We start from the raw sequence: 11,956 nt of genomic DNA on the forward strand, positions 1-11,956 counted from the left end.
AAAGCAAAAAATTAAAACTATTATATTTTGAAAAAACATTTTTTATTCACCGCAATTCTGGCTGGTAGTTTTACCATTCAGTCTCAAAATAAAATCATAACGGTTAGCAATAATCTTAAAGTTGACAGAGAATTTGAAACCGTTGAACTCACAAAAAAATCACTCGGATTAGCTGCAGATTCTAAACTTGAAAATTATGCTGTAAAAGATATCAGCAATAATTCCTTTTTAGAAACCCAAACCGTAGACAATGACGGCGACGGAACTGCGGATGTTCTTTTATTCCAACCTAAAGTAAAGGCTTCGTCAAAACAAGATTTTGAAGTTTTTGTTGGAACCAATCCTTCGGCTTCTAAAGTTATTAGTTGTTACTCAAGATTTGTTCCGGAACGAACTGATGATTATGCCTGGGAAAACAATAAAGTGGCGTTTAGAACTTACGGGCCTGTGGCTCAAAAAATGGTAGAAGACAAAATTCCGGGCGGAACTTTAACCAGCGGAATTGACGCTTGGCTAAAAAGAGTCGATTATCCTATTATCAATAAATGGTACGAAAAAGCAACTAACGGAACAGGTACATATCACAAAGATACTGGCGAAGGTCTGGATAATTTTCATGTTGGCGACAGCCGCGGAATTGGCGGAATTGCTGTAAAAGTAGATGGCAAATATTATTTTTCTAAGAATTTCGTAAGCTGGAAAACCATTACAACCGGACCAATCAGAACGAGTTTTATTTTAACATATGCGGATTGGGATGCAAAAGGAAATAAAATAACAGAATCAAAATTAATCAGTTTAGATTACGGAAGTCAGTTTTCGCGTTTCGAAATCAATATTACAGGAACTAAAACTATTTCTGCCGGAATAACGCTTCATGAGAAAAAAGGAACGATTGGAACGACTTTAAAAGAGGGCTGGTTGAGTTATTGGGAACCAATCGACGATTCTGAAATTGGTTTAGGTTTGGTTGCTCCAAAAGGCACCTTAACGAGTTTTGATAATCATGTTACCAATGAAAAAGATTTGAGTAATCTGTACGGAGATATCTCGGTTAAAAACAATAAAGCCATTTATTATGTTGGTTTTGGATGGAAAAAAGGAAGTCCGTTTCAAACCAAACAAGAATGGGAAACTTATTTGACTTCTTTTGCTGAAAAGATAAATAATCCTTTGGTTGCAAAGGTTAAGAAATAATTTATAGCCCACGGGTTTTACGGATTGAACGGGTTTGCACTGGTTTATTTTAAAATAATCTGCGTCAATCCGTTTAATCTGTAAAATCTGTGGGCAAAAAAATTAGCAGGAAACTAATTCTACTTTAAGATAACTTCTAGCTTTCAAATATAGCCCACAGTTTCAACCGTGGGAAACGTATTGTGGTTATGAATTGCGTCCCACGGTTGAAACCGTGGGCTATGTTTGAAATACTTTGCTTACAGGCAGTGTTATATATTTTAAAATAACCTGTGCAAACCCGTTTAATCCGTAAAACCCGTGGGCAATTAAAATCACCGCCTCGCAGGAAAATAATTCTCTTTTAAGATAATTTCTAACGGAATATAATGTGTACGTTCTACATCTTCCTGAAGAACCAGTTTTTTGTATAAATAATTGATTCCCATGTAACCTTGACTTTCGGGTCTTTGGTTGATTAAAAAATCAATTACGCCTTTATTTAGGTATTCAATATTTTCATTTAATAAATCGTAACCAATAATTCGGATGCCTTTTATATGGTTTTGTTCCAAAAATCTTGCAACAATATAAGCCCTTGAATTGGGTACAAAAATACTGCTGATTCCTGAAAACATCTCCAAATTCATTTGATCGATTCCCGAATCTTTAATGGTGACTTCTGAAAATTTAAAATTCGTAAGTTCTTCATTTCCTTTAAAGAAAGAATAAAATCCGTCGATTCGCTGTAAGTAAACCGATGTACTTTCGATTTCACGGGTAATTTTAAAAATCAAAACATGTCTTTCATTTTTCACCGCAAAGCTGATTAATCTTCCGGCCAAATAACCGCTTTGAAAAGCATCCTGACCTACATAAGCATGATCGTCTTCATTTGAAATATTTGAATCGATCATCACAACGGGAATATTTTTCTTTTTGTATTCATTTAAAAATTGAACGGAATCTTCATAAAATATCGGTGCAAATAATAATCCGTCGCAATCGAACTCCAATACTTTTTTGACTGATTCTTTAAAAGAAGCTGCATTAAAATCATAAAAGAAATAATCCAGCACAATTCCGAATTTGCTAAATTCCAAAGCAGCTTTCTCAATACCTTCAACCTGACTTCTCCAATATTCTAATTTTTCATATTTAGGAAGAAAAACCGCAAAATGAAACTTCTTATTTAAAGCCAGATTACTGGCGAGAATATTTCGCTTATAGCCAAATTCTTCAATTATAGCATTGACTTTATCTACAGTTTCCTGTGCAGCCTGACCGCGATTATGTATAATCCTGTCAACAGTTCCGGGCGAAACATTGGCTAATTCGGCAATTTTTTTAATTGTTATGATATTGATTCTTTTTTAGTTAAAATAATAAAAGCTCTTTGGTATAAATTATTTTTTTTAGCAAAAATAAGTTGTTTTAGATTACAATTTACATACATTTGTAAAATACCGTGTGCGTACACGTAAAAATACACATAATATAAAAACGACATCTAATTTTTATATTATTTATTTAAAAACTAATTACAACATCATACAAAATGATAATAGATTCAGTACACAATGCAGCAAAATATTACGCTCTGCATCCTAATTTTCAAAAAGCTTTTGAGTACGTAAATCAAACTGACATTGCAAATCTTGAAGCGGGAACTATAGAAATTAATGAAGGATTAAAACTAATTGTAATTCACGGCGACGGAAGTACGAGAGAAGAAAGCATTAAAGGTTTTGAATGCCACGATAAAAACATTGACATTCAGATTTCAATACAAGGCCCTGAAACTTTTGCGTGGAAACCGAGAGAAAAATGTGTCAGTCCAAATGGCGATTACAGCGACGAAAGAGATGTTCGTTTTTTCCATGATAAACCGGATATGTTTTTTGAACTTCAGGAAAAGCAATTTGCAATTTTATTTCCAGAAGATGTTCATGCCGCGATGATTGGCGAAGGCTTTTTGAAAAAACTGGTATTTAAAGTTAGAATCTCCTGACGGAGAAAAATTCCAAATTTTAAATTCCAAATTCCAAGTGAAAACTTAAAACATTATTTTTCAAAAATTGAAATTTGGGATTTAAAATATTGAGATTTAAACATAAAATCAAACATATATAAATATACTTTACTTTCCAGAAGTTTGGAATTTGGAATTTAAAGTATTGAAATTTTTAAATAAAACTAAATGGATTCAGTATTTAAACTAAAAGGAAAAATTGCACTTATAACCGGAGGTGCCGGAGTATTAGGAAGCAACTTTGCAAACGTTTTGGCAAAACAAGGCGTAATTGTGGGGATTGTTTCTCAATCGATTGAAAAAGCAGCCAAAACTGTAAAAGATATAGAAGCGAATGGCGGACAAGGTTTTGCTGTTCAAGCCAATGTTTTAAACAAAGAAGAATTAGAAAAAGCAAAAGACTTTATTGTTGAAAAATATGGTCGTTTAGATATCCTGATTAATGCTGCCGGAGGAAATATGCCGGGCGCAACGATTCAGCCGGATCAGGCCGTTTATGATATGAAAACGGATGATTTACAAAAAGTTGTCGATTTGAATATCATTGGAACTATGCTTCCAACTCAGGTTTTTGCGGAGCTTTTTGCGAAACAGAAATCAGGAAACATTATCAATATTTCATCGGCATCGGCACAAAGACCTTTAACGAGAGTTGTAGGTTATTCGGCTTCAAAAGCGGCAATTGACAATTTTACACAATGGATGGCAGTTGAATTAGCTCAAAAATACGGCGAAGGAATTCGTGTAAATGCCATTTCACCGGGATTTTTTATTGGAGAACAAAACCGTGCTTTATTATTAACCCCAGAAGGGAAACTGACTCCAAGAGGAGAAAAAATCATAGATCATACGCCAATGGGAAGATTTGGAACTCCTGAAGATATTGACGGCGCACTTTTATTTTTATGCAGCGACATGTCAAAATTCGTTACAGGAACAATCTTAAAAGTTGACGGAGGTTTTGCCGCAACAAGTATTTAAGACTTGCTACGTTCCTGCAAGGTTTTCAAAACCTTGTAGGTATTATTTTTTTATTTATATAGATGTATAATTTAGACCTACAAGGTTTTGAAAACCTTGCAGGAGAACAAACCAAAAACATATAACAAATGGAACAAACATTAAGATGGTTCGGGCCAAATGATCCTGTTTCTTTACAAGATATTGCACAAACCGGAGCAACCGGAATTGTTACGGCTTTACACCATATTCCAAACGGAGAAGTTTGGAGCATTGACGAAATCATTCAACGAAAAGTGGAAATTGAACACGAAAACGGAGATCCTAAAAAAGGGGCTTCGGGTTTGACTTGGTCGGTTGTGGAAAGTATTCCGGTACACGAAGACATTAAAAAACAAACGGGAAATTATCTTCAATACATTGAAAATTATAAGGAAAGCATTCGTAATCTGGCTTTATGCGGAATAAAATGCGTGTGTTATAATTTTATGCCGGTTTTAGACTGGTCAAGAACCGATTTGTCGTATACAGTTGAAGACGGATCGAAAGCTTTACGTTTTGACATTAATGCTTTTGCGGCTTTTGAATTATTCATTTTGAAAAGACCGGGCGCAGAAAAAGAATATTCTGCAGAGCAGACTCAAAAAGCCAAAAGCTATTTTGAAGCGATGACAGATGACGATAAAGTAAAGCTGCAAAGAAACATTCTGGCTGGACTTCCGGGTGCTGAAGAAGCTTATTCTGTTGAAGATTTTCTAGTTACTTTAAGTGGTTACCATCATATTGACAGACAGGCTTTAAAAGATAATTTATTCTATTTTCTACAACAGATTATTCCGGTTGCCGAAAGTAAAGGTGTTTTGATGGCGATTCATCCTGACGATCCGCCCTACCCGATTTTAGGTTTGCCGAGAGTTGTGAGTACGGAGGAAGATTTGATTGAATTAATGAATGCTGCGCCTTCTAAATCAAACGGGTTTACAATGTGTACAGGTTCGTATGGCGTAAGAGCGGATAATGATTTACCGGGAATTGTGAGACGTCACGGTGATAAAATGAATTTTATTCATTTAAGAAGTACACAAAGAGATGAAGAAGGAAGTTTCTATGAAGCAAATCATCTTGAAGGTGATGTTGATATGTACGAAGTTGTAAAAGCGATTTTGGAAGTGGAGAAAAGAAACAAGAGCAAATTGCCAATGCGCCCAGATCACGGACATCAAATGCTGGATGATTTAAAGAAAAAAACAAATCCGGGGTATTCCGCAATTGGCCGTTTACGAGGTCTTGCAGAATTACGAGGACTTGAATTAGGGATTAAGCGATCCGTGTAAAGTTTTGCCACGAAGGCGCAAAGGCGCGAAGGTTTTTTTTAAGTCACTCCCGATAGCTATCGAGATAAAAGGATTAAAAAGATTCTTTCACGCAGATTTGGCAGATTATAGCAGATTTTATTTTGAATAAATTATCTGCGTTCATCTGTTTAAATCTTTTTTAAAATCTGCGTGAAAGAAAAAACAAAAAACCTTTGCGCCTTTGCGCCTTCGTGGCAAACCACAATAAAACTAACTAACCACAAAACCATGATTCGCCAAACCATCCTTATATCCTGCAGCCTTTTTATGAACGCTGTATTGGCGCAGGAAATACCTAAAATTATTACTTCAAAAACAGATTACCTTCCTGATTTTAGTTTTGCGGGATATCATTTCGGCGAAAGCCAAATTCCTGAAACTAACGGGAAAATTATAAATGCTGTTGATTTTGGCGTAAAAGCAAACGACAATTTAGACGATTCAAAAGCTTTATTGAAGGCTTTAAAAGCAGCCAATGCTGTTGACGGAAATGTTATTTTACAATTGCCTCAAGGCAAAATTATTCTGAGTGAAATTGTCTATATCGAAAGAAGCAATTTTGTGCTTCGCGGTACAGGTTCTGGTGAAAACGGAACTGAAATTTACTGCCCAAGACCAATGATGTATATTAAAGATCCTGAATCTTTGGCGGAACTTCGTGAATATCTTACCTCTTTTGATAAAAGACAACGCGAACCTGAAAATAATGTCGATTTGCCTTTTTCGCAATATGCGTGGTCTGGCGGTTTTATCTGGACACAAATTCCGGGTGAGCGTGTAAAATCTTATTTGGATAAATACGAACCGGATTCTAATGTTTTGGCGAAAGTCAGTTCTGGGAAAATGGGCGAATTTACGATCAATGTTTCTGATGTAAAAAATCTAAAAGTTGGTGATATTGTCGAATTGCAATTGTTTAATAAAGATGGTGAAAATGGCGAAATCATTAAAGATTTATATCAGGGTGCAAAAGTAAAACCGGGTTCACATCATTGGCAGTTTCCAAAACTTCCAATTGTGAGACAACAAGTTGAAATTGTGAAGATTTCAAATTCTAAAATTACGATTAAAACTCCATTAACCATTTCAATAAAACCAAGTTATCAGGCACAATTGGTAGAATGGAAACATTTAAACGAAGTAGGAATCGAACATCTTCGCTTTACTTTTCCTGATATTCCGAGAGTGGCGCACCACGTTGAACCGGGGAATAATGCTATTTTCCTGACTCGCCTTTTTAACAGCTGGGTTAATGATGTAAAAATCACAAATGCCGATAGTGCAATTTTAGGCGAAGAAATATCAAATGTTACGGTTCAGAATATTATTACCGACGGCCCTCATTTATCACATTATACGGTAACTTTAGGAGGTGTTCATAATGTTTTGGTGAAGAATCTTAAAATCTACAATAAAGCGGTTCATCCGTTGAGTTTCAATACTTTTTCTACTAAAAATGTATATCAGGATTGTGAAATATTTGCCGATGCGCTTTTAGATCAGCATTCCGGTGCGAATCATCAAAATTTGTTTGATAATATCACGGTTCATATTACGGCTGATAAAAACAATAGTTATTTTTTATTTGGCGGCGGCGGTGCTGATTACTGGAAACCTTCGCATGGGCCTTTCAGTACGTTTTGGAATTTGAATGTACAAGTCGAAAATCCAGATCAGTCAAAACCTGTTCTATTATACGGAATGAAAGACGGTGCTTTTGCCAGAATTATTGGAGTACACGGAAATACAAAATTTGAAATCAAATACGATGTCGATCCATATATTGAATTTTTAAACACGCCGATAGACAAAATCCCATCGCTTTATGATTATCAATTAAAAAAGCGATTGAAGTAATTTTTTTTTTAATCTCGCAAAGTCGCTAAGACGCAAAGTTTTATTTGTTCATTTTCATGATTAATAAGTATTCTTTGTCATTTCTACGAAGGAGAAAAAACTTTGTGTTCCAGCGGTTGAAACCGCTGGCTGTGTTTTAAATTCTATATCAATATAAAAACCTTTGAACCTCTGATCCTTTGCCTCTTTGAACCTAAAAAAATAAATGCTATGAAATACAAAATAGCTTTTCTCGTAACCGTACTTATTTTCGGAAATATGTTTTCCCAAAATAAATACCGCCTTAAAAATATTTCTACAACCGACGGGCTTTCGCAGAGTTCTGTTATTGCCATACATCAGGATAAGTTTGGGCAGATGTGGTTTGGTACGCGCGACGGATTGAATAAATACGACGGCAGCCGATTTACGATTTTCAGGAATGATGTTAATGATAAATCTTCCATCAGCAACAATGATATTCTGGCAATTGTAGAAGACAATTCGGGAAAAATCTGGGTTGGAACTTACAATGGTTTGAATTGTTATGATCCGGTTTCTAGCAAATTTACCAGATATCTGCATACCAAAGCCAATCATACGATAAGCAATAATGCGGTTTGGACGATTAAAGAAATTGGTAACGAAATGTGGTTCGGTACTTCAAAAGGATTGACAATTTTGAATAAAAAAACTGGAAATTTTACTTCGGTTTTTCATTCAGATACCGATACTTCTACGCTTCCGAGCAATAATATTCTAAGTATTGTAAAAACAAAAAAAGGCGAAATCTGGATTGGAACAACAAAAGGTTTATGTCAATTAACAAGCAGAAAAGGCAGTAAATTTTCGTTTAAAAACTATCCGTTAAATCCTGTTGATTTATTAACGGTACAATCGGTTATTGAAGATAAAACTGGTAATTTATGGGTTGGGACAAAAAACAAAGGACTTTTAAAATTCGATCAAAAACAAAAAGCTTTTGTTTCTTTTTTAGATGCCGCGAAATTCAGCGAACTCAATACTGATATTCGATCTTTAATAATTGACAAGCAAGGTTCTTTATGGATTGGTGCTTATGACGGAATTTATATTTTAGGACAAAATAAAAGTCTGCAAAAAATAAACAACAGCAATAACAACAACGGAATCGACAAAGTAAAATCTGTTTATATGGATAAAAAAGGTTCGATCTGGATTGGCTGTTATTACAAAGGCGTGAATCTTTGGGACGTTTCAAATGTCAATTTCTCTAATTACAATCAAAATTCGAAAAAGATTCCGATGAGTTTTGATGTGGTAAGCTCAATAATTGCCGATAAAAATCATAATATTTATTTTGGAACCGAAGGCGGCGGTATCACAATTTACAATCAAAATACCGAAGCCGTAAGTTATATCAACAGCAAAACGGGTCAGGCCAATAAAAATGACATTAAATCGATGTGTCTTTCTGACGATCATATTTTGTGGATTGGAACTTTTAGCAAAGGTTTATCAGCTTACAACACGATTTCAAAAAGAATTGAAGACAATCGAATTACCCAAGATTTATTGACATTATTGAAAGAAAGCGGTGTTTATTCGCTTAAAACAGAAGGTTCTGTTTTATGGATTGGAACTTTCGGAAAAGGTTTAATTCGTTACGATACAGCAAATAAGATTTTTCAAATTATCGGAAATGACAATACAAAACCTGTTTTTCTAACCAATAATATTGTTCGAACTATTTTAGTTGACAAACAAAATTACGTTTGGGTTGGAACTCAAAATGGTTTAAACCGAATTCCGTTAAAAAATTTCAATCCGCAGCAATATAAAATTCAGCATTTCTTTTATGATCATGCCGCTTTGTCCGGCGACGACATTTTGACTTTGTTTCAGGATTCTCAACATAAAATATGGGTGGGAACAAAAGCAAAAGGATTGCATTATTTTGATGGAAAAAAATTCATTCACATCAATCTTAAAGTAGGAAATACGGTAATCACTTCTATTCATTCTATTTTAGAAGATGATGATAAAAACTTATGGATCAGTACTAATTTGGGAATTATCAAATACAATACAACGAAAAAAAATATTGTAATTTATGATCAAAAAGACGGATTGGCGAGTAATGAATTCAATGATAACTCGGCTTTAAAATTAGATTCGAATCAGTTTTATTTCGGAAGTCCGTCTGGAGCTACCTATTTTGATGCTGCAAAAATTTCCTTAAATCAATATGCACCGCAGGTTTTAATTACCGATTTGAAAATCAAAAACGAAACTGTAAATCCAAGTGATGAAGATGGAATTTTAGAAAAAAGCATTGGTTTTACTCAAACTATTACTTTGGATTATGATAAGGCGAATTTCTCTATAAACTTTGCGATTCCAAATTACATTCGATCAAAAAACAATCAATACAGTTATCGTTTAATTGGTTTGGAAAATAACTGGACAACGACTAAAAATGCCGAAGCTAATTTTGCGATTCAAAATCCGGGAACTTATGTTTTTGAAGTTCGCGGCGCTAATAACGATGGTGTTTGGAACAAAACTCCGGCTACACTTACCGTTGTTGTAAATCCGGCTCCGTGGCGCAGTATCTGGGCGTTTTTACTGTACGGAATTGTAATTGGTTTAGGATTATATGGTTTGATCTGGATTATGAAATCGAAAGCGAGACTGAAACAGAAACTGGAACTGGAATATCTTGAAACGAAACGTATTGAAGAAAATAACCGTGCAAAACTGGATTTCTTCACTAATATTTCTCATGAATTCAGAACGCCTTTAACGTTGATTTTAGGACCGTTACAGCAAATTCTGGCAGATTATAACGGAACGAATGAAATGTATAAAAAGCTTTTGGTGATTGAAGGAAGCGCGAATCATCTTTTAAGCTTAATTAATCGTTTAATGGATTTCAGAAAACTTGAAAATGATCAGGTTACATTAGAATCTGCTAACGGAAATATTGTAAAATTCACCAAAGAAATCTTTTTATCGTTTATTGAATATGCCAAAGACGGCGGTTACGATTATACTTTTGAAACTTCGGATGAAGAAATATCGGTTTATTTTGACCGATATAAATTAGAGCGTGTATTTTATAATTTGATTTCGAATGCATTCAGATATACGCCAAAAGGCGGAACGATCAACATTAAAATAAATCACGATCAGGAAAATCTTTTTATTGCAGTTGAAGATTCGGGAGTGGGAATTTCAGAAGAACACATTGACAAAATTTTCGATTTGTTTTTTGAAGTGCCAACGCATAATCAGGTTCAGAAAAACTATAATAAAGGAACCGGAATTGGGCTTTCAATTGTAAAGAATATTGTAAAACTGCATAAAGGTTCGATTGAAGTTACGAATAAAACTTCGGGCGGTGTTGTTTTTAAAGTGACGCTTCCGCTTGGGCGTGAACATCTTTTAGACAGCGAGATTATTCCTGATTTTAAAATCAGCGATGATATTGCCCAATACACGGCGCAGCTTGAACCTTCGGAAACTATAGAAAATGAAGACATTGACGATTTGATTGTTAATGAAGAAAAACAAACGATTCTGCTTGTTGAAGATCATAAGGTTTTGAGAAAGTTCATGAAAAACCTGCTCAAAAAAGATTATAATATTATTGAAGCCGAAAATGGAAAAATTGCTTTTGAAAAGGCTTTAAAATTTGTTCCGAATTTGATTATCAGCGATGTTATTATGCCCGAAATGGTAGGAACTGAGCTTTGTTCCAAAATAAAAGAAAACTTAAAAACGAGTCATATTCCGGTTATTTTACTGACTTCGAGATCCTCATTGGTTTATAAATTTGAAGGTTTAGAAAGCGGTGCGGACGATTACATCAGTAAACCATTTAATTTAATGGAATTCAGGCTTCGCGTTAAAAACCTTTTAAATTCAACCGAACGTTTAAAACTCAAGTTTTCAAGCGAAGATAGTTTTATTCCTTCAGAAATCACAGTTTCATCTCTGGACGAAGAATTATTGAAAAAAGCATTTAAAATTGTAGAAGATAATATTTCGAACGAACAATTTGATATTCCGTTTTTCTGTTCAGAATTAGGTGTAAGCCGTACCATGTTATTCTTAAAAGTAAAAGCCTGGACCAATTTTACGCCAAACGAATTCATTCATGAAATCAGGTTAAAACGTGCCGCTCAATTATTGGAACAAAACAAATTAAACGTTTCAGAAATCAGTTATAAAGTCGGCTTTAACAATCCCAAATACTTTAGTAAATGCTTCCAAAAAAGATACGGAGAAACTCCGTCGCAATTTGCTGACAAATTTTACGAAAAAACTTTTTGATGTATTCCTGCAAGGTTTTCAAAACCTTGTAGGTATAATTTCAATACTTACCAATCACTAAAAACATAACGATAATTTTAATACCTGCACGGTTAAAAAACATTGCAGTTATTTACACCTACAAGGTTTTGAAAACCTTGCAGGATTAATTGTCATAAATTTTAAAAACCGCATTTTTAAAGGGCTTAAAAAAGGGTATCTGTATTTTTAGATACCCTTTTTTGTATTTCTATATCGTTTTCGGCTTATACATTTGCGATATGAAAATCAGGAAAACAAA

General features: G+C 34.4%; 7 protein-coding genes. 6 read left to right on the forward strand and 1 reads right to left on the reverse strand.

The window, feature by feature from the left end; all coding sequences use genetic code 11:
- Nucleotides 1–27 precede the first annotated feature (27 nt).
- A complete protein-coding gene (locus BUE10_RS22530) occupies nt 28–1,197 on the forward strand; it encodes a DUF4861 family protein (RefSeq protein ID WP_073489246.1) in 1,170 nt (389 codons plus the stop codon).
- Nucleotides 1,198–1,511: 314 nt separating this feature from the next.
- Here the strand turns inward: BUE10_RS22530 and BUE10_RS22535 are convergent, their stop codons facing one another.
- Nucleotides 1,512–2,543, reverse strand: a complete 1,032-nt coding sequence (locus BUE10_RS22535; RefSeq protein ID WP_073489247.1) for a LacI family DNA-binding transcriptional regulator — start codon at nt 2,541–2,543, stop codon at nt 1,512–1,514.
- A gap of 191 nt (nt 2,544–2,734) precedes the next feature.
- On the opposite strand from BUE10_RS22535, the gene BUE10_RS22540 reads away from it, so the two are divergent.
- From BUE10_RS22540 to BUE10_RS22560, 5 genes are all read left to right on the forward strand, one after another.
- Nucleotides 2,735–3,187 (forward strand): NanQ anomerase/TabA/YiaL family protein, encoded by a 453-nt coding sequence (locus BUE10_RS22540; protein ID WP_073489249.1) that lies wholly within the window; start codon nt 2,735–2,737, stop codon nt 3,185–3,187.
- A gap of 189 nt (nt 3,188–3,376) precedes the next feature.
- Complete coding sequence (locus BUE10_RS22545) at nt 3,377–4,189, forward strand: SDR family oxidoreductase (protein WP_073489251.1); 813 nt, start codon at nt 3,377–3,379, stop codon at nt 4,187–4,189.
- Between the two features lie 128 nt (nt 4,190–4,317).
- Nucleotides 4,318–5,502 (forward strand): mannonate dehydratase, encoded by a 1,185-nt coding sequence (gene uxuA, locus BUE10_RS22550; protein WP_073489253.1) that lies wholly within the window; start codon nt 4,318–4,320, stop codon nt 5,500–5,502.
- A gap of 171 nt (nt 5,503–5,673) precedes the next feature.
- Nucleotides 5,674–7,380, forward strand: coding sequence for a DUF4955 domain-containing protein (locus BUE10_RS22555; RefSeq protein WP_234984793.1), 1,707 nt, complete (start codon nt 5,674–5,676; stop codon nt 7,378–7,380).
- Nucleotides 7,381–7,590: 210 nt separating this feature from the next.
- Complete coding sequence (locus BUE10_RS22560; RefSeq protein WP_073489255.1) at nt 7,591–11,676, forward strand: two-component regulator propeller domain-containing protein; 4,086 nt, start codon at nt 7,591–7,593, stop codon at nt 11,674–11,676.
- Nucleotides 11,677–11,956 lie beyond the last annotated feature (280 nt).

The organism is Flavobacterium sp. CF108, from assembly GCF_900129795.1.
In the GTDB taxonomy this organism is placed as follows: domain Bacteria; phylum Bacteroidota; class Bacteroidia; order Flavobacteriales; family Flavobacteriaceae; genus Flavobacterium.